Below are 18,323 nucleotides of genomic sequence, written 5' to 3'. Positions count from 1 at the left end.
TTACTCTGCTGGAGTAGCAGCAGGCTTCTTGCCGAAAGCACCAAAGCGATCTGCGAAGCGCTGTACACGGCCGCCGGTGTCCAGAGTTTTCTGCTTACCGGTGTAGAACGGGTGGCACTCGTTGCATACGTCAGTACCCAGTGGCTTGCACAGGTTCGAACGGGTTTCGAACTTGTTGCCGCAGCTGCAGGTGACTTCGATGGTTTCGTACGCTGGATGGATATCGGCTTTCATGGCACTTCCTCGGGCTAGCGTGCCGCCACTCGACACTATTGTCGAATACCGCACGTAATTAGGCCGCGGATTCTACCAGACCTTTTTAAACGCGCAAGCGGCGCTTCTGGTCGAACCCCCCTTTCATCAGAAAACCGTGGCATACCCAAGCCCTCCCCTCTCTGCTAGGCTCGCGCCCCTGCACCACCGCCCGCCTTTATGAGACCCCTCGCGTGCCCGACGCCATTTTGCGCCTAGCCCTGCCCTCGCCCCTGCGCCGCCTGTTCGATTACCGGGCTCCGGCCGGCGTGCTGCGGGCGCAGTTGCAGCCGGGCATGCGTGTGCGTGTGCCGTTCGGGCGGCGGGAGATGATCGGCATCCTGGTGGAAGTTACCGATCACAGCGAAGTGCCCGCCGAAAAGCTCAAGCCCGCCATAGCCATCCTCGACACCACGCCACCGCTGCCGCCCGAGCTGTTCAAGCTGTGCCTGTGGACCGCGCAGTATTACCAGCACAGCTTGGGCGACACCTTGAGCTGGGCTTTGCCGGTGCTGCTGCGCCAGGGCGAACTGGCCGAAGCGCGACAAGAACGTTTCTGGTCAATGGCGCCCGGTGCACGCCTGGACGACCCGCGTATCGCCCGCGCCCCGCGCCAGCGTGAAGCCCTGGCCACACTGGCCCAGCACCCCCATGGCGTCGCCCATCAGCTGTTAAGCAAGCTGATGCTGAGCAAAGACAGCCTCGACCTGCTGTTGGCCAAGGGCCTGGTGCAGGTGGAAATCCGCAAGCACGCCCCGGACCCGCGCCACGAACACTGGCTGGCCCAACCGGAATTGCCACTGAACCCCGAGCAACGCGCCGCGTATGAGGCGATTCGCGCTGGGTTCGACAGCTTCCATGCGTTCCTGCTGGCCGGCGTCACCGGCAGTGGCAAGACCGAAGTGTATCTGCAACTGATCCGCGAAACCCTGCAGGCCGGCAAGCAGGCACTGGTGCTGATACCCGAAATCAACCTGGGCCCACAGACCCTGGCGCGTTTCGAACAGCGCTTCAACGCCCGCATCGCCCTGGTGCACTCGGCGGTCAATGACCGTGAGCGCCTGGAGTCGTGGCTGGCGGCGCGGGACGGTGAAGCCGACATCATCATAGGCACCCGTTCGGCGCTGTTCACCCCGATGAAGAACCCCGGGCTGATCATCATCGACGAGGAACACGACGGCTCCTATAAACAACAGGAAGGCCTGCGCTACCACGCCCGCGACCTGGCACTGGTGCGCGCACGCCAGGAAGACATCCCGATTGTGCTGGGCTCGGCCACGCCGTCCCTGGAAAGCCTGCACAACGCCTACACCGGCCGCTACGGGCTGCTACGCCTGAATGATCGCGCCGGCGGTGCCAAGCAGCCACGCTTCCTGCGCCTGGACGTAAAGAGCCGCCCGCTGGACAGTGGTATCTCCGGCCCGATGCAACAGGCCATCGGCCAGACCCTTGCCGCAGGCCAACAGGTGTTGGTGTTTCTCAATCGCCGTGGCTTTGCCCCGACGCTGCTGTGCCATGACTGCGGTTGGATGTCCGGGTGCGAACGCTGCGATGCACGCATGACCGTGCACCAGCGCTATGGCGAACTGCGCTGCCACCACTGCGGCCATGTGGAACGGGTGCCGCGCCATTGTCCGCAGTGCGGCAAGGTGGACCTGCGTCCAGTAGGGGCTGGCACCGAGCGCGCCGAGGAGCGCCTGGGCATTCTGTTTCCGGATTACCCGGTGCTGCGGGTCGACCGCGACAGCACCTCGCGCAAAGACGCGATGAACCAGTTGTTTGCCACCATTCAGAAAGGCCAACCGTGCATCCTGGTGGGCACGCAAATGCTTGCCAAAGGGCATCACTTCCCGCGGGTGACCCTGGTGTCGATCCTGGACGCCGACGGCGGGTTGTTCTCCGGGGATTTCCGCGCCAGCGAACGCATGGCGCAGTTGATCGTGCAGGTGGCAGGGCGCGCCGGACGGGCCGAAGAGCCGGGCAGGGTGATTATCCAGACGCACCTGGCCGACCATCCATTGCTGATTCAACTGACGGAACAAGGCTACTTTGCCTTCGCCGAGCAGGCCTTGAGTGAACGCCGCGCCGCTGGCCTGCCGCCCTTTGCACACCTAGCATTGTTGCGTGCCGAGGCGCATAAACCGGGACAAGCCGAAGGTTTCCTGGATGAAGCATGCAGTGCCGCCGAGGGTTTGCTGGGTGAATTGAGTCTGAGCGGCATCGAATTGCTCGGGCCGGTACCCGCCCCCATGGAGCGTCGCGCCGGACGTTATCGCGCTCAGCTACTCTTGCAGGCAACCTCCCGTGCGCCGCTGCATCGGCTATTAAGTCGCTGGATGCTTGAGCTGGAGCAAATACCCAGCGGCCGACAAGTGCGATGGTCACTGGATGTAGACCCGGTAGATTTGTATTGACAGGCAAGCCACCATCCACATTTTGAAATGTGAACACCTTCAAATGTGGGAGGGGGCTTGCCCGCGATGAGGCCCGCAGGTCCGCCATCTAGTCTGAACGGTTGGCAAGCTCGCCCTCGCCACGGATAATGCCCAGTTTTTCCACCTGCGCATCGCGCGCCGCCGCTTGCGGTCGAAAGAGAACACCATGAAAGACACCATTCGCCAGCTGATCCAACAAGCCCTCACCCAACTCGTCAACGAAGGTGTGTTGCCTGAAGGCCTGTCGCCGGCGATCCAGGTGGAGAACACCCGCGACAAGACCCACGGCGACTTCGCCAGCAACATCGCGATGATGCTGTCCAAGCCGGCCGGTATGAAACCCCGCGACCTGGCGGAAAAAATCATTGCCGCGCTGCCGGCTGACGCCAGTGTGACCAAGGCCGAGATCGCCGGCCCGGGCTTTATCAACTTCTTCCAGAACACCCAGGCCCTGGCTTCGCGCCTGGACGCCGCCCTGGCCGATGCCAACATCGGTGCGCACAAGGCTGGTGCTGCCCAGCGCGTGGTCATTGACCTGTCGGCGCCGAACCTGGCCAAGGAGATGCACGTTGGCCACCTGCGCTCCACCATCATTGGCGACGGCGTGGCCCGGGTGCTGGAATTCCTCGGCGATACGGTGATCCGCCAGAACCATGTGGGCGACTGGGGCACCCAGTTCGGCATGCTGATGGCCTACCTGCAGGAAAACCCGATCACCAGCAACGAGCTGGCCGACCTGGAAAACTTCTACCGCGCCGCCAAGAAGCGTTTCGACGAATCCGAAGAATTCGCCGACCGCGCCCGCGGCCTGGTGGTCAAACTGCAAGCGGGCGATGAGGAGTGCCTGGCGCTGTGGAACCGCTTCCGGGAAATTTCCCTGTCCCACTGCCAGGAAATCTACGAGCTGCTCAACGTGAAGTTGACCATGGCCGACGTGATGGGTGAAAGCGCCTACAACGACGACCTGATCAACGTAGTCAACGACCTCAAGGCCAAGGGCCTGCTGGTGGAGAGCAACGGCGCACAGTGCGTGTTCCTCGAAGAATTCAAGACCGCCGACGGCGAGCCGCTGCCGGTGATCATCGTCAAGGCCGATGGCGGCTACCTCTATGCCACCACCGACCTGGCCGCCGTGCGCTATCGCAGCGGCGTGCTCAAGGCCGACCGTGCGCTGTACTTCGTTGACCAGCGCCAGGCCCTGCACTTCCAGCAAGTGTTCGAAGTGGCCCGCCGCGCCGGTTTCGTCACCCACCCGATGCATATGGAACACATGGGTTTCGGTACCATGAACGGCGCCGACGGCCGCCCGTTCAAGACCCGCGACGGCGGTACCGTGAAGCTGATCGACCTGCTCACCGAAGCCCAGGAACGCGCCTACAACCTGGTGAAGGAAAAGAACCCGGAGCTGGCCGAGGCCGACCTGCGCAACATCGCCCGCGTGGTGGGTATTGGCGCGGTGAAATATGCCGACCTGTCCAAACACCGCACCAGCGACTACAGCTTCAACTTCGAGCTGATGCTCAACTTCGAAGGCAACACCGCACCGTACCTGCTGTACGCCTACACCCGCGTGGCGGGCGTGTTCCGCAAGCTGGGCAAGGACTTCAGCGAAGTCGAAGGCCAGATCGTGCTGGATGCCGCCCATGAGGAGGAACTGGCCGCCAAGTTGGCGCAGTTCGGCGAAGTGCTCAACAGCGTCGGCGAGAAAGGCACACCGCATATCCTGTGCACCTATTTGTACGAAGTGGCCGGGTTGTTCTCCAGTTTTTACGAGAACTGCCCGATCCTGACCGCCGACAACGAAGCCCAGAAACAAAGTCGCCTGCGCCTCGCCGCCCTGGCTGGACGCACCCTCAAGCAAGGCCTGGAACTCTTGGGCCTGGAAACTCTGGAGCGTATGTAAGTTGGCTGCCAAGAAAAAACCTGCACCCAAGCGCGGCGCCAGCCGCTACCAGGCCCCGGCGAAGCAGCCGATTCCGGGCTGGCTGTGGATGGCTATCGGCCTCACGGTCGGCGCATTCATCGTATTTTTGATGAAGCTCGAACCTGGCCAGGGCGATGACGTCAAGCGCGTCAAACAGGAGCAGCAGAAGGCCACGAAAATCGCCGAGGCCAACAAGACCGCACCGAGCCCGACTGCACCGGTGAAGCCGAAGTACGACTTCTACACCCTGCTGCCGGAATCGGAAGTGATCGTGCCTCCTGATGCCGTGCCGGAGAAGACCCTGCCGACGCCGCAAGTGCCAACCACGCCGGTGACACCTGCCGAAGCCGCGAAAATCGACACCGCCCGCGCCCAGGCCGCGCTGGCCGGGATCACGCCGCCGCCACCACCGCCGGTCGCTGCCACCAAGGCCGCGCCGGTGACCAAGTTCTTCCTGCAGGCGGGCTCGTTCCCGAAACAGGCGGATGCGGACCGGGTGCGGGCGCAGATCATCCTGTTGGGCCAGTCGGTGACGGTGGAGTCCGGCACGGTGAAGGAAGCAACCTGGTATCGCGTACTGGTAGGGCCGTTCAGCAACCGCGAACAACTGACCGTGGCACAGAAACAATTGGCCGGCGCCGGGTTCAGCAACCTGTTGTTACAACAGCGCCAGAGTCGCTGATTCGGGGTCAACACAAATCAAAAATGTGGGAGGGGGCTTGCCCCCGATAGCGGAGTGTCAGTCAACATATTCATTGGCTGACAGCGCGCCATCGGGAGCAAGCCCCCTCCCACATTTGGTTTTGCGGTGTGCTTGAATGGGTGTCAGACCAGTAAACACCACTCGTCCGCGCACCCGTCCTACGGTTGAAATCCCCACCGCCACCCCCATATGAGTTTCCATCAGGGCATTTTCGCCCCGCTGCGTGGAGACTCTCCCCTTGACCACCATCGTTTCAGTACGTCGCCACGGCAAAGTTGTCATGGGCGGCGACGGCCAGGTTTCCCTGGGCAATACCGTAATGAAAGGCAACGCGAAGAAAGTGCGTCGCCTGTACCACGGCCAGGTGCTTGCCGGCTTCGCAGGCGCTACCGCCGACGCCTTTACCCTCTTCGAACGCTTCGAAGGCCAGCTTGAGAAACACCAGGGCCACCTGGTGCGCGCCGCTGTCGAACTGGCCAAGGAATGGCGCACCGACCGCTCCCTCAGCCGCCTTGAAGCCATGCTCGCCGTCGCCAACAAAGACGCTTCCCTGATCATCACCGGCAATGGCGACGTGGTAGAACCTGAGCACGGCCTGATCGCCATGGGTTCCGGCGGTGGCTACGCCCAGGCTGCAGCCAGTGCGTTGCTGAAGAAAACCGACCTGTCGGCCCGGGAAATCGTCGAGACCGCCCTGGGCATCGCCGGCGATATCTGCGTGTTCACCAACCACAACCAGACCATTGAGGAGCAGGACCTCGCCGAGTAAGCCTTGGGCTTATTCTCGCTTGAGGCCGCCAAACAACTATGTCCATGACTCCCCGCGAAATCGTCCATGAACTCAATCGCCATATCATCGGCCAGGACGATGCCAAGCGCGCCGTTGCCATCGCCCTGCGTAACCGCTGGCGCCGCATGCAACTGCCGGAAGAACTGCGCGTTGAAGTAACGCCCAAGAACATCCTGATGATCGGCCCGACCGGTGTCGGTAAAACCGAAATTGCCCGACGCCTGGCCAAGTTGGCCAATGCGCCGTTCATCAAGGTGGAAGCGACCAAATTCACCGAAGTCGGCTATGTGGGCCGCGATGTCGAGTCGATCATTCGTGACCTGGCCGACGCTGCCCTGAAAATGCTGCGCGAACAGGAAGTGACCAAGGTCAGCCACCGCGCAGAAGACGCCGCTGAAGAACGTATCCTCGATGCCCTGCTGCCACCGGCACGCATGGGTTTCAACGAAGACGCCGCACCGTCCTCGGATTCCAACACCCGCCAGCTGTTCCGCAAGCGCCTGCGTGAAGGCCAGCTGGATGACAAGGAAATCGAGATCGAAGTGGCCGAAGTGTCCGGTGTGGATATTTCCGCTCCGCCGGGCATGGAAGAAATGACCAGCCAGTTGCAGAACCTGTTCGCCAACATGGGCAAGGGCAAGAAGAAAAGCCGCAAGCTCAAGGTCAAGGAAGCGCTCAAGCTGGTGCGCGACGAAGAAGCCGGGCGCCTGGTCAATGAGGAAGAACTCAAGGCCAAGGCACTGGAAGCTGTCGAGCAGCATGGCATCGTGTTTATCGATGAGATCGATAAGGTGGCCAAGCGCGGTAACTCCGGCGGCGTCGATGTCTCCCGTGAAGGCGTGCAGCGCGACCTGCTGCCGCTGATCGAGGGTTGCACGGTCAACACCAAGCTGGGCATGGTCAAGACCGACCACATCCTGTTTATCGCCTCCGGCGCCTTCCACCTGAGCAAACCAAGCGACCTGGTGCCCGAGCTGCAAGGCCGCCTGCCGATTCGCGTGGAACTCAAGGCACTGACCCCGGGCGACTTCGAGCGCATCCTCAGCGAGCCTCACGCATCGCTCACCGAGCAATACCGTGAGCTGCTGAAAACCGAAGGCCTGGGTATCGAGTTCCAAGCCGACGGCATCAAGCGTTTGGCGGAAATCGCCTGGCAGGTCAACGAGAAGACCGAGAACATCGGTGCCCGTCGCCTGCATACCCTGCTTGAGCGCCTGCTTGAGGAAGTGTCGTTCAGTGCCGGTGACATGGCCGGTGCGCAGAATGGCGAAGCGATCAAGATCGATGCTGACTACGTCAACAGCCACCTGGGCGAATTGGCGCAGAACGAAGACTTGTCTCGTTATATCCTGTAAGCCTCACACAGAACTGCTTTGCTTCAAATGTGGGAGGGGGCTTGCCCCCGATGGCGGTGTTTCAGTATCAGATGAGCTGACTGACACACCGTCATCGGGGGCAAGCCCCCTCCCACATTTTTAAGCCGGTTTATTCAGGAGTACCTCATATGGCCAAGTTTCCGACTGCTGTAAACCTGCACAAAACCTCCAACACCCTCGGCCTCACTTACAGCCCAGACGAGGTTTATCATCTGCCCGCCGAATTCCTGCGGGTGCACTCGCCTTCCGCTGAGGTGCAGGGCCACGGCAAACCCATCCTGCAATTCGGCAAGCTCAACGTCAGGTTGAACAAGGTCGAACCGGCCGGCCAGTACGCACTGAAATTGACCTTCGACGACGGCCATGACAGTGGACTGTTCACCTGGGACTACCTCTACCAACTGGCCGTACGTCAGGACGCACTGTGGAGCGACTACCTGGCCGAGCTCAAAGCGGCCGGAAAAACCCGCGACCCGAACCAGTCGGTCGTGCGGCTAATGCTCTAGCCCAGGCGTCTTGCTCTTTAGAGGGCATTTTCTAATTTCATCTGCTTGAATGCCCTGTCGCGAGGCCAATGATCGGCCCGCTTGCGAAAAAAAATAAACTCGGGTAACCAATGGAACTGGCAAGTTCCCTGCATTTGACGATGCGGTATCAACGGTCACCCGGGTCGCAGTACCAGGCTGGTGTCGTGTATCGAAATTGGGTGCGCAGCAATCGCCGGTACTCGTCTTTCGGACAACGGAGCGTCGTAGATGAGTAACAAGAATAACGATGACTTGAAACGCCAGGCCTCGGAAAACACCCTGGGGCTGAACCCGATCATCGCGTTACGCAAAAAGGATCTATTGGCCTCGGCCAGGATGGTGCTGACCCAAGCCATCAAGCAACCGTTGCACAGCGTCAAGCACGTCGCCCACTTTGGCGTCGAATTGAAGAATGTGATGTTCGGCAAATCCCCCCTGGCGCCCGAGGGCGACGACCGTCGCTTCAACGACCCGGCCTGGAGCCAGAACCCGCTCTACAAACGCTACTTGCAGACTTACCTGGCGTGGCGCAAGGAACTCCACGACTGGATCGACGACAGCAGCCTGTCGGCACAGGACATCAGCCGCGGCCACTTCGTGATCAACCTGATGACCGAAGCCATGGCCCCCACCAACAGCGCGGCCAACCCGGCAGCGGTCAAGCGTTTCTTTGAAACCGGCGGTAAAAGCCTGCTCGACGGTTTGTCCCACCTGGCCAAGGACATGGTGCATAACGGCGGAATGCCGAGCCAGGTCAACATGGGCGCCTTTGAAGTCGGCAAGACGTTGGGCACCAGCGAAGGCGCGGTGGTGTTTCGCAACGATGTGCTGGAGCTTATCCAGTACAAGCCCACCACCGAGCAAGTACACGAGCGCCCACTGCTGGTGGTGCCGCCGCAGATCAACAAGTTCTACATATTCGACCTGTGCCCGGATAAGAGCCTGGCGCGCTTCTGCCTGCGCAATGGGCAGCAGACGTTTATCGTCAGCTGGCGCAACCCCACCAAGGCCCAGCGCGAGTGGGGCCTGTCGACTTATATCGAGGCGCTCAAGGAAGCGGTCGATGTGGTCACGGCGATTACCGGCAGTGAGGACGTGAATATGCTCGCGGCCTGTTCCGGAGGCATCACCTGCACAGCACTGCTGGGCCACTACGCGGCGCTGGGCGAGAAGAAGGTCAACGCCCTGACCCTGCTGGTGAGCGTACTGGACACCACCCTGGACACCCAGGTGGCGCTGTTTGTCGACGAGCAGACCCTCGAAGCAGCCAAGCGCCATTCGTACCAGGCCGGTGTGCTGGAAGGCCGCGATATGGCCAAGGTGTTCGCCTGGATGCGCCCCAACGACCTGATCTGGAACTACTGGGTCAATAATTACCTGCTGGGCAACGAGCCGCCGGTGTTCGACATCCTGTTCTGGAACAACGACACCACGCGCTTGCCAGCTGCATTCCATGGCGACCTGATCGAACTGTTCAAGAACAACCCACTGGTACGCGCCAACGCGCTGGAGGTGTGCGGCACGCCCATCGACCTCAAGCAGGTCACCGCCGATGTCTACGCACTGGCGGGCACCAATGATCACATCACGCCGTGGCAGTCCTGCTACAAGTCGGCGCAGTTGTTTGGCGGCCAGGTCGAGTTTGTGCTGTCCAGCAGCGGGCATATCCAGAGCATCCTCAACCCACCGGGCAACCCCAAGGCGCGCTACCAGACCAGCGAGGGTTTGTCGGGCAGCGCGCTGGAGTGGCAGGAGAACGCCACCAAGCACACCGATTCGTGGTGGCTGCACTGGCAGGCGTGGCAGGCGCAGCGGGCGGGCAAATTGAAGAAAGCACCGGCGACATTAGGAAATAAAATCTATGCCGCAGCCGAAGCGGCGCCAGGTACCTATGTACATGAGCGGTAGATTGGAATGAGATCCAAATGTGGGAGGGGCTTGCTCCCGATAGGGATGGATCAGTGTCAGGTGTGCTCAATGACACACCGCTATCGGGAGCAAGCCCCCTCCCACATTTTGACTGTATTCCTCCTGTAACACTTCACAGGGCTTGAGCATGCCGCAACCGTTCATCTTCCGTACCATCGACCTGGATGGCCAGACCATTCGCACGGCGGTACGCCCGGGCAAGCCGCACTTGACGCCGCTGCTGATCTTCAATGGCATCGGCGCCAACCTTGAGCTGGTGTTCCCGTTCGTCCAGGCCCTGGACCCGGACCTGGAAGTGATCGCCTTCGACGTGCCCGGTGTCGGTGGCTCATCGACGCCGAACCGGCCTTATCGCTTTCCGGGCCTGGCCAAACTCACCGCACGCATGCTCGATTACCTGGACTACGGCCAGGTGAACGCCGTGGGCGTGTCCTGGGGCGGCGCCCTGGCGCAGCAGTTTGCCTATGACTATCCGGAACGCTGCAAGAAGCTGATCCTGGCGGCCACGGCAGCTGGCGCCTTTATGGTGCCGGGCAAACCCAAAGTGCTGTGGTTGATGGCCAGCCCCCGGCGTTATATCCAACCCTCCCATGTGGTGCGCATCGCGCCGATGATTTATGGCGGCTCGTTCCGCCGCGATTCGAACCTGGCCGCCGAACATGCGAGCAAAGTGCGCTCGGCCGGCAAGCTGGGTTACTACTGGCAGCTGTTCGCCGGGGTGGGCTGGACCAGCATTCATTGGCTGCACAAAATCCGCCAGCCCACCCTGGTGCTGGCCGGGGACGATGACCCGCTGATCCCGCTGATCAACATGCGCATGCTGGCCTGGCGCATCCCGAATGCGCAGTTGCACATTATCGATGACGGCCATCTGTTCCTGATCACCCGGGCCGAAGCCGTGGCGCCGATCATCATGAAATTTCTCGAGGAGGAGCGCCTGCGCGCTGTGATACATCCGCGACCGGCGGTGTGAAGGACCACACCACCGCGCAACTTGCCAGGAACCAGCTATGGTTCTGGATTGGCGTGCCTGCTTGATGACTTGACCAAGGAGTGTTGAATCATGCGAGAAAGACCCGTGACGACCCCGGCGCCCATCCCTGCTGCGTTCATCAACGCGCAAAACGCGATCACCGGCCTCAGGGGGCGCGATCTGCTGTCGACCCTACGCAGCGTGGCTGCCCATGGTTTGCGTAACCCCGTACATACCGCCCGCCATGTCTTGGCGCTAGGCGGTCAATTGGGCCGCGTGCTGCTGGGCGAAACCGTGCAGGAACCCAACCCCAGGGACGCGCGTTTCATCGATCCCACCTGGACGCTCAACCCGCTGTACCGGCGCAGCTTACAGGCCTATCTGAGTTGGCAGAAACAGACACGGCACTGGATCGATGACAGCACCCTGAGCGCCGATGACCGTGCCCGCGCACATTTCGCCTTTTCCCTGCTCAACGATGCAGTCTCCCCCTCCAACACCCTGCTTAACCCGCTGGCGATCAAGGAGCTGCTCAACTCCGGTGGCAACAGCGTGGTGCGCGGCGTGAGCAACCTGTTCGAAGACCTGTTGCACAACAATGGCCTGCCGCGCCAAGTCAGCAAGCATGCCTTCGAAGTGGGCAAGACAGTGGCGACCACGCCCGGCTCGGTGGTGTTTCGCAACGAGCTGCTGGAGTTGATCCAGTACAAGCCCATGAGCGAAAAACAGTACGCCAAGCCGCTGCTGGTGGTGCCGCCGCAAATCAACAAGTACTACATCTTCGACCTGAGCCCGGCCAACAGTTTTGTGCAATACGCCCTGAAAAACGGGCTGCAGACGTTCATGGTCAGTTGGCGCAACCCGGATGTGCGTCATCGCGAATGGGGCCTCTCCACCTACGTGGCAGCGCTTGAAGAAGCGCTCAACGTCTGCCGGGCGATCAGCGGCGCCCGCGAGGTCAACCTGATGGGCGCCTGCGCCGGTGGCCTGACCATAGCTGCCCTGCAAGGCCACCTGCAAGCCAAGCGCCAGTTGCGGCGCGTCTCCAGCGCCAGCTACCTGGTGAGCCTGCTGGACAGCCAGATAGACAGCCCCGCGACCTTGTTTGCCGACGAACAGACCCTGGAAGCCGCCAAGCGCCGTTCCTACCAGCAAGGCGTGCTGGACGGCCGCGACATGGCCAAGGTGTTTGCCTGGATGCGCCCCAACGACCTGATCTGGAGCTACTGGATCAACAATTACCTGTTGGGCAAGGAGCCGCCGGCCTTCGACATTCTGTACTGGAACAACGACAACACACGCCTGCCTGCCGCCTTGCACGGCGACCTGCTGGACTTCTTCAAGCACAACCCGCTGAGCCATCCCGGCGGGCTGGAAGTGTGTGGCACCCCCATCGACCTACGCAAAGTCACGGTGGACAGTTTCAGCGTGGCCGGGATCAACGACCACATCACGCCCTGGGACGCGGTGTATCGCTCAACCCAGTTGCTGGGCGGCGCGCGTCGCTTTGTGCTGTCCAATAGCGGGCATATCCAAAGCATCCTCAACCCGCCGGGCAACCCCAAGGCCAACTACGTCGAAAACCTCAAGCTGAGCAGCGACCCTCGCGCCTGGTACTACGACGCCCAGCACGTCGAAGGCAGTTGGTGGCCGCAGTGGCTGGCGTGGGTCCAGGAGCGCTCCGGCGTACAGCGCGAGACCCTCACCGCCCTGGGCAACCAGAATTACCCACCGATGGAAGCAGCCCCAGGCACTTACGTGCGGGTGCGCTGAGCTCAACGATCAGATTAAGAAGACCGGATGAAGACTCGCGACCGTATCCTTGAATGTGCCCTGCAGTTGTTCAATCACAAGGGCGAACCGAACGTGTCGACCATGGAGGTAGCCAATGAAATGGGGATCAGCCCCGGCAACCTCTACTACCACTTCCACGGCAAGGAGCCGCTGGTGCTCGGGCTGTTCGAGCGTTTTCAAGGCGAGTTGGCGCCCTTGCTCGACCCTCCTGCCGACGCGCAACTGGAGGCTGAGGATTACTGGCTGTTCCTGCACCTGATTGTCGAGCGCATGGCTCACTACCGGTTTCTGTTCCAGGACCTGTCGAACCTGGCCGGGCGCCTGCCGAAGCTGGCCAAGGGAATTCGCCACCTGCTCACGGCGCTTAAACGCACACTGGCCTCTTTGCTTGCGCGATTGAAAGCCTCAGGGCAGTTGGTCAGCGGCACCCAGGCGTTGGGGCAACTGGTGGAGCAGATCACCCTCACGCTGCTGTTTTCCCTGGACTATCAGCGCATTCTCGACCGTGAGGGCGAGGTGCAGGTGGTGGTCTATCAGATCATGATGCTGGTGGCGCCGCATCTGTTGCCGACGGCGCGGCAAGCGACCGAGCGGTTTGCACTCAAGTATCTGGATACCACGGAGTGAACGTGGGGTATTGATAAGCCCACCATAAAAAAACCCGACCTCTGCAGGTCGGGCATTTTTTTGTCCTGGAAAGATCAGGACTGACTGGATGTCGGCGGGGTTGCCGAAGCAGCAGTCGGGGTCGCAACAGCAGGAGTCGGGGCGGACACCGAGTTGGCTGTCGAAGCGGTTGATGCCGCAGCGGCAGGTTTTGGTGCTGCTGGTTTTTTTGCTGCCGCTGGCTTCTTGTTGGCGGCGGCCACGGGTTTTGCGGCCGGCTTAGCTGCTGCTGGTTTGGCGGCTGGCTTCGCAGCAGATGGCTTGGCAGCAGACTTAGCAACTGCAGCTTTCGCGACAGGCTTTGCAGCAGCCTTGGCAGCCGGTTTAGCCGCAGGTTTCGCGGCGGCTTTAGCGGCCACCGGCTTAGCGGCAGGCTTGGTGGCCGGTTTGGCGGCAGCTGTTTTAGCGGCTGGCTTGGCGGCGGCTTTGGCTGGAGCCTTGGCCGCAGGTTTGGCAGCCGGTTTGGCGGCAGCTTTAGCCAGAGGCTTGGCAGCCGTTTTAGCAGCGGGCTTTGCAGCAGCTGTTTTAACCGCAGGTTTTGCAGCAGGCTTGGCCGCCGCCGTCTTCGCTGGAGCCACTTTGGCGCCCGTCAGTTTTTCGATTTGCTTGGTCAGGGTATCGACCTTGCTGTGCAGCGTTTTCAACTCAGCCTTGCTCGGCACGCCCAGTCGCGAAATAGCACTGTTGAGGCGCTTGTCGAAAGTCTCTTCCAACTTGCCCCACGTATCCGAAATGCTCGACTTGGCGGAACCCGCATTGGCCTTGGCAGCGTCCACTTTTTTACCAACGGTGCTCTTGGTCAACTTCTCGGCCTTTTCGCCGTCTTTAACCAAGGTCTCGAAGAGTTTGCTGCCGTCACTGTCGATCTTCGAGTACACGCCTAAACCAGCGAGCCAGATTTTGCGGGAATATTCTTCAACTTTCCCGACCCACGAGCTGCCTTCTTTCTGAGTAGTCTTTTTAACAGCCATCCCGATGTCTCCTTAGTGTTTACGCGCGACACGTTCGAGCAATGCCGTCAGCTCTTCGAGCTTAGCAGAGAGTGTCTCCACGTCATGTTTAGACGCAATGCCGATCCGATTCAAGGCACTGCCGACACGAGTATCAAAAGCTTTTTCAACTTTATCCAGTTGAACTTCAACCAGGCCTTTGACGCTGGAGACGTCACTCCTTACTTGGTCAATCTGACTGTTGGCAGCATCAAGTTGTTCAACTACAACTTTTTTACCTTTACTTTCAACAAGTTGACCACTCTTAACCAGCTCCTTGAAGTACTCGCCGCCCTCGCTGCCAACCTTGGCATAGGCACCAAGACCTGCCAGCCAAATCTTGCGGGCATAGCTTTTAACCTCACTCAGGGTAGTGGTCTGAACGTCGATTTTTTTCTGCAAAATAACTTTAGCCATGGTGCACCTCACACAAAATAGGGGGGAGGACCGCCCGCAGGAGTTGAGGGCTTGGGCACAAAGTAGGGTTTAAAATTAGAATCGGCACCCTAAGAACATCAGGCTCAGGCCAGGGCTTTATCCAGGGCTTTCTCGATTTCGGACTTGATCGTACCGCTCATGGTCGACATCAACAGGCCCAGTTCCACATCGATACGCAGTGAATCATCGGCCACTGCCACCGTGCCTTTGACCCCGGAGCGCGTGAGCTTGAGGGTATCGCCAGACCACGAGGACTCCACGCCATATTTATCCTCGAGTTTGCGCGCCAATTGCTCGGCCTTTGCCCGCGCCTGTTCTTTTCCCAGGGAATGTTCACGTTCAACGGTAATACGGGCCATTGCAATGACTCCTCTTTATAACGACTCAGAACACCCGCCATGCGGCAAAAGGTCTCGGTGAGCGCCTATCTTACCTGCAGCCTTGCCAAGACAAAGCAGGCCTTGGGGATTATCATGTCCCGCATTCTCTTTTGGTGACAGCGATATGACTGATCAGCGCAAAGGCAGCGATGCCGAACCCACCACTCACTTCGGCTTCAAGAACGTCCCGGAAAGCCAGAAAGCGGAAAAAGTCGCTGAGGTGTTCCACTCCGTGGCGGCCAAGTACGACCTGATGAACGACGTGCTCTCCGGCGGCATGCACCGCCTGTGGAAGCGCTTCACCATCGAGCTGTCGGGCGTACGCACCGGCAACCGCGTGCTGGACATCGCCGGGGGTACGGGTGACCTGGCGGCCAAGTTCTCCAAGCTGGTTGGCCCGACCGGCCAGGTGGTGTTGGCCGATATCAACGGTTCGATGCTCAAGGTTGGCCGCGATCGCCTGCTGGACAAAGGCGTGGCCGGCAATATCGAGTTCGTCCAGGCCGATGCCGAGAAGCTGCCGTTCCCCGACAACCATTTCGACTGCGTGACCATCGCCTTCGGCCTGCGCAACGTCACCCATAAAGAAGACGCGATCCGCTCGATGCTGCGCGTCCTCAAGCCGGGTGGCCGCCTGTTGGTGCTGGAGTTCTCCAAGCCGACCAACGCGCTGATGTCCAAGGTCTACGACACCTACTCGTTCGCCTTCATGCCGCTGATGGGCAAGTTGATCACCAACGACGCCGAGAGCTACCGCTACCTGGCCGAGTCGATCCGCATGCACCCAGACCAGGAGACCCTGAAGTCGATGATGGTGGAAGCCGGTTTCGACCGCGTGACCTACCACAACATGACCTCGGGCATCGTCGCCCTGCACCGCGGCATCAAGCCCTGATGTTGCTTCAAGGCCTTCTCGCCAGCGTTGAACACGGCCTTAACCGTGTGCTGCGCCTGGACAGCACCGCCCTGGCGCGGCTCGCGCACTTGAACGGCAAAGTCATTGCCGTCGACTGCCGCAGCCCCGCCGTGCAGCTGTTTATCCTGCCCAGCGATGAAGGACTGCTGCTCGCCACCCAATGGGCCGCCGAAGCTGACTGCACCTTGCGTGCACCGGCCTCCAGCCTGTTGCACCTGGCTTTGAGCCGCAACAAGACCGCCATCCTCCACAGCCCCGAGGTGGAGCTGGAAGGCGACAGTGCGGTGCTGATGGACCTGGCCGCTGTGCTGCAGGACCTGGAGCTGGACTGGCAATACGAACTGTCGCGCTGGATCGGCCCCGTGGCCACCCAGCTGATCAGCGGACACCTGCGCAGCCGCACGCGTTGGTACCAGCAGGGGTTCGCCAGCCTCAACCAGAACCTCGCCGAATACCTGAGCGAAGAATCGCGCACCCTGGTCGGGCAACGGGAAGCGCAAGCGCGCTTTCGTGAGCTCGACAAGGCCAAAATCGACCTGGAACGCCTCGAGGCCCGCTTCGAACGCCTGAGCCGTTCCCTTGATCCAAGCGATAACGCATGAAGCTGCTCGCCGTCCGCCGTTTGTTTCGTATCCAGCGCGTCGTTATCCGCTACCGCCTCGATGACCTGCTGTTTGCCCTGCCCCTGCCGTGGTTCTTGCTGGCGGTGCGTTACGTGCTGCCGTGGCGCTGGTTGCCGCGCAAGCAGCTGGAGCTGAGCCGTGGTGCGCGCCTGCGCCTGGCGCTGCAGGACCTGGGGCCGATCTTTATCAAGTTCGGGCAGATCCTCTCGACACGCCGCGACCTGCTGCCCGAAGACATCGCCGACGAGCTGATGCTGCTGCAGGACCGCGTGCCGCCGTTCGATTCGCAGCAGTCCATGGCGCTGATCGAAGCACAGCTGGGCAAGAAGATCAGCGAAGTGTTCAGCCGCTTCGACGTCGAGCCCCTGGCCTCGGCTTCGGTCGCACAAGTGCACGCCGCGCAGCTCAAAACCGGCGAAGAAGTGGTGGTGAAGGTGATTCGCCCGGGCCTCAAGCCGATCATCGGCCAGGACCTGGCGTGGCTGTTTATCCTCGCCCGCGCCGCCGAACGCTTCTCCGCCGACGCACGCCTGCTGCACCCGGTAGATGTGGTCGTCGACTACGAAAAAACCATCTACGACGAACTCGACCTTTTGCGCGAAGCGGCCAACGCCAGCCAATTGCGACGCAACTTCGAAGGCTCGCAACTGCTGTACGTGCCGCAAGTGTATTGGGACTGGTGCCGGCCGAAAGTGCTGGTGATGGAGCGCATCTACGGCGTGCAGGTTACCGACCTCGCTACCCTTGCCGACCAGCGCACCGACATGAAGATGCTTGCCGAGCGCGGTGTGGAGATCTTCTTCACCCAGGTATTCCGCGACAGCTTCTTTCATGCCGACATGCACCCGGGCAACATCTTCGTCAGCACCGTCAACCCGTGGAGCCCGCAGTACATCGCCATCGACTGCGGCATCGTCGGAAGCCTGACCCCGGAAGACCAGGACTACCTGGCACGCAATCTGTTTGCCTTCTTCAAGCGCGACTATCGCCGCGTGGCGCAGTTGCACATTGATTCGGGCTGGGTGCCGGCGGAAACCAAGCTCAACGAATTCGAGGCAGCGATCCGTACGGTGTGCGAACCGATCTTTGAAAAACCGTTAAAGGATATTTCCTTTGGCCAGGTGCTGATGCGCCTGTTCCAGACCGCGCGGCGCTTCAATATGGAAGTGCAGCCGCAGCTGGTGCTGTTGCAGAAGACCTTGCTGAACATCGAGGGCCTGGGCCGCCAGCTGTACCCGGACCTCGACCTGTGGAACACCGCGCAGCCGTTCCTTGAACGCTGGATGCGCGAGCGGATGAGCCCGAAGACCATGCTGGGCAACCTGCACAGCCAGTTCGAACAGCTACCGCACCTGGCCAACATGACCCGCGACCTGCTCGAGCGCATGTCCCAGCCCCATGCCAAAGACCCCGAGCCGCCGTGGCGCAAACGCAAAGACGACTGGTTCCTGCGCCTGCTGGGCGCCGCGCACCTGATAGGCGGCGCGATGCTGGCGGTTGGCGGTCCATTGAACCAACTGGGCCACTGGCCGGCCGGTATCATGGTAGCCGTGGGCGTTTATCTGATCGTGCGTCGATAGCCAATCCGGTTATACACTGTCGCAAATT

17 protein-coding genes are annotated in these 18,323 nt (G+C 60.9%); 13 read left to right on the top strand and 4 right to left on the bottom strand.

Translation table 11 applies throughout. The annotated features are described in order from the left end of the window. Window positions 1-234 carry a 50S ribosomal protein L31 gene (gene rpmE / locus BLU48_RS30665; protein ID WP_005784030.1) on the bottom strand — a complete coding sequence of 78 codons (234 nt, stop codon included), beginning with the start codon at window positions 232-234 and terminating at the stop codon, window positions 1-3. A gap of 212 nt (window positions 235-446) precedes the next feature. Here rpmE and BLU48_RS30660 point away from each other — a divergent pair, with 212 nt between their 5' ends. The 10 genes from BLU48_RS30660 (at window position 447) to BLU48_RS30615 (ending at window position 13,330) form a co-directional block, all read left to right on the top strand. After that, window positions 447-2,666: a primosomal protein N' gene (locus BLU48_RS30660; RefSeq protein ID WP_057023511.1), complete on the top strand. Its 2,220-nt coding sequence runs from the start codon at window positions 447-449 to the stop codon at window positions 2,664-2,666. A gap of 187 nt (window positions 2,667-2,853) precedes the next feature. Further along, window positions 2,854-4,590 carry an arginine--tRNA ligase gene (gene argS / locus BLU48_RS30655; RefSeq protein ID WP_057023512.1) on the top strand — a complete coding sequence of 579 codons (1,737 nt, stop codon included), beginning with the start codon at window positions 2,854-2,856 and terminating at the stop codon, window positions 4,588-4,590. 1 nt (window position 4,591) lies between these two features. Next, complete coding sequence (locus BLU48_RS30650; RefSeq protein ID WP_046070550.1) at window positions 4,592-5,293, top strand: SPOR domain-containing protein; 702 nt, start codon at window positions 4,592-4,594, stop codon at window positions 5,291-5,293. A gap of 259 nt (window positions 5,294-5,552) precedes the next feature. Beyond that, window positions 5,553-6,083 (top strand): ATP-dependent protease subunit HslV, encoded by a 531-nt coding sequence (gene hslV / locus BLU48_RS30645; RefSeq protein WP_003171209.1) that lies wholly within the window; start codon window positions 5,553-5,555, stop codon window positions 6,081-6,083. Between the two features lie 38 nt (window positions 6,084-6,121). Then, window positions 6,122-7,459: an ATP-dependent protease ATPase subunit HslU gene (hslU, locus tag BLU48_RS30640; protein ID WP_003171208.1), complete on the top strand. Its 1,338-nt coding sequence runs from the start codon at window positions 6,122-6,124 to the stop codon at window positions 7,457-7,459. Between the two features lie 149 nt (window positions 7,460-7,608). Next, on the top strand, window positions 7,609-7,986 hold the full coding sequence (locus tag BLU48_RS30635; RefSeq protein ID WP_057023513.1) for a gamma-butyrobetaine hydroxylase family protein: 378 nt from the start codon (window positions 7,609-7,611) through the stop codon (window positions 7,984-7,986). 249 nt (window positions 7,987-8,235) lie between these two features. Then, entirely contained in the window at window positions 8,236-9,915 is a 1,680-nt protein-coding gene (gene phaC, locus BLU48_RS30630) for a class II poly(R)-hydroxyalkanoic acid synthase (protein WP_057023514.1), read from the top strand. 148 nt (window positions 9,916-10,063) lie between these two features. Next, window positions 10,064-10,909, top strand: coding sequence for a poly(3-hydroxyalkanoate) depolymerase (gene phaZ, locus BLU48_RS30625; protein ID WP_057023515.1), 846 nt, complete (start codon window positions 10,064-10,066; stop codon window positions 10,907-10,909). 90 nt (window positions 10,910-10,999) lie between these two features. Continuing rightward, complete coding sequence (gene phaC / locus BLU48_RS30620; protein WP_057023516.1) at window positions 11,000-12,682, top strand: class II poly(R)-hydroxyalkanoic acid synthase; 1,683 nt, start codon at window positions 11,000-11,002, stop codon at window positions 12,680-12,682. A 27-nt stretch (window positions 12,683-12,709) separates the two neighbouring features. Then, window positions 12,710-13,330, top strand: a complete 621-nt coding sequence (locus tag BLU48_RS30615) for a TetR/AcrR family transcriptional regulator (RefSeq protein ID WP_057023517.1) — start codon at window positions 12,710-12,712, stop codon at window positions 13,328-13,330. A 74-nt stretch (window positions 13,331-13,404) separates the two neighbouring features. Here BLU48_RS30615 and BLU48_RS30610 read toward each other — a convergent pair whose 3' ends face one another. From BLU48_RS30610 to BLU48_RS30600, 3 genes are all read right to left on the bottom strand, one after another. Continuing rightward, entirely contained in the window at window positions 13,405-14,340 is a 936-nt protein-coding gene (locus tag BLU48_RS30610) for a phasin family protein (protein ID WP_057023518.1), read from the bottom strand. Between the two features lie 12 nt (window positions 14,341-14,352). After that, on the bottom strand, window positions 14,353-14,775 hold the full coding sequence (locus tag BLU48_RS30605; RefSeq protein ID WP_057023519.1) for a phasin family protein: 423 nt from the start codon (window positions 14,773-14,775) through the stop codon (window positions 14,353-14,355). A 104-nt stretch (window positions 14,776-14,879) separates the two neighbouring features. Next, window positions 14,880-15,155, bottom strand: coding sequence for a polyhydroxyalkanoic acid system family protein (locus tag BLU48_RS30600; RefSeq protein ID WP_057023520.1), 276 nt, complete (start codon window positions 15,153-15,155; stop codon window positions 14,880-14,882). Between the two features lie 145 nt (window positions 15,156-15,300). On the opposite strand from BLU48_RS30600, the gene ubiE reads away from it, so the two are divergent. From ubiE to ubiB, 3 genes are read left to right on the top strand one after another with little or no spacing between them, the layout of a single operon-like run. Beyond that, window positions 15,301-16,071, top strand: coding sequence for a bifunctional demethylmenaquinone methyltransferase/2-methoxy-6-polyprenyl-1,4-benzoquinol methylase UbiE (gene ubiE, locus BLU48_RS30595; RefSeq protein WP_003171186.1), 771 nt, complete (start codon window positions 15,301-15,303; stop codon window positions 16,069-16,071). Continuing rightward, a complete protein-coding gene (locus BLU48_RS30590) occupies window positions 16,071-16,694 on the top strand; it encodes a ubiquinone biosynthesis accessory factor UbiJ (RefSeq protein ID WP_057023521.1) in 624 nt (207 codons plus the stop codon). The genes ubiE and BLU48_RS30590 overlap by 1 nt, the downstream gene beginning before the upstream one ends. Further along, window positions 16,691-18,295, top strand: coding sequence for a ubiquinone biosynthesis regulatory protein kinase UbiB (gene ubiB, locus BLU48_RS30585; RefSeq protein WP_057023522.1), 1,605 nt, complete (start codon window positions 16,691-16,693; stop codon window positions 18,293-18,295). Before BLU48_RS30590 ends, ubiB begins: the two co-directional genes overlap by 4 nt. Window positions 18,296-18,323 lie beyond the last annotated feature (28 nt).

Source organism: Pseudomonas synxantha, assembly GCF_900105675.1.
Lineage (GTDB): Bacteria > Pseudomonadota > Gammaproteobacteria > Pseudomonadales > Pseudomonadaceae > Aquipseudomonas > Aquipseudomonas synxantha.
Note: the sequence above shows the minus strand (reverse complement) of the source record. Positions and strands in the feature narration are given on the sequence as shown.

Coding starts and splice junctions, on each gene's coding strand:
- rpmE (WP_005784030.1), bottom strand. CDS start 234: ATGAAAGCCGATATCCATCCAGCGTACGAAACCATCGAAGTCACCTGC.
- argS (WP_057023512.1), top strand. CDS start 2,854: ATGAAAGACACCATTCGCCAGCTGATCCAACAAGCCCTCACCCAACTC.
- hslU (WP_003171208.1), top strand. CDS start 6,122: ATGTCCATGACTCCCCGCGAAATCGTCCATGAACTCAATCGCCATATC.
- BLU48_RS30635 (WP_057023513.1), top strand. CDS start 7,609: ATGGCCAAGTTTCCGACTGCTGTAAACCTGCACAAAACCTCCAACACC.
- phaC (WP_057023514.1), top strand. CDS start 8,236: ATGAGTAACAAGAATAACGATGACTTGAAACGCCAGGCCTCGGAAAAC.
- phaZ (WP_057023515.1), top strand. CDS start 10,064: ATGCCGCAACCGTTCATCTTCCGTACCATCGACCTGGATGGCCAGACC.
- phaC (WP_057023516.1), top strand. CDS start 11,000: ATGCGAGAAAGACCCGTGACGACCCCGGCGCCCATCCCTGCTGCGTTC.
- BLU48_RS30615 (WP_057023517.1), top strand. CDS start 12,710: ATGAAGACTCGCGACCGTATCCTTGAATGTGCCCTGCAGTTGTTCAAT.
- BLU48_RS30610 (WP_057023518.1), bottom strand. CDS start 14,340: ATGGCTGTTAAAAAGACTACTCAGAAAGAAGGCAGCTCGTGGGTCGGG.
- BLU48_RS30605 (WP_057023519.1), bottom strand. CDS start 14,775: ATGGCTAAAGTTATTTTGCAGAAAAAAATCGACGTTCAGACCACTACC.
- BLU48_RS30600 (WP_057023520.1), bottom strand. CDS start 15,155: ATGGCCCGTATTACCGTTGAACGTGAACATTCCCTGGGAAAAGAACAG.
- ubiE (WP_003171186.1), top strand. CDS start 15,301: ATGACTGATCAGCGCAAAGGCAGCGATGCCGAACCCACCACTCACTTC.
- BLU48_RS30590 (WP_057023521.1), top strand. CDS start 16,071: ATGTTGCTTCAAGGCCTTCTCGCCAGCGTTGAACACGGCCTTAACCGT.
- ubiB (WP_057023522.1), top strand. CDS start 16,691: ATGAAGCTGCTCGCCGTCCGCCGTTTGTTTCGTATCCAGCGCGTCGTT.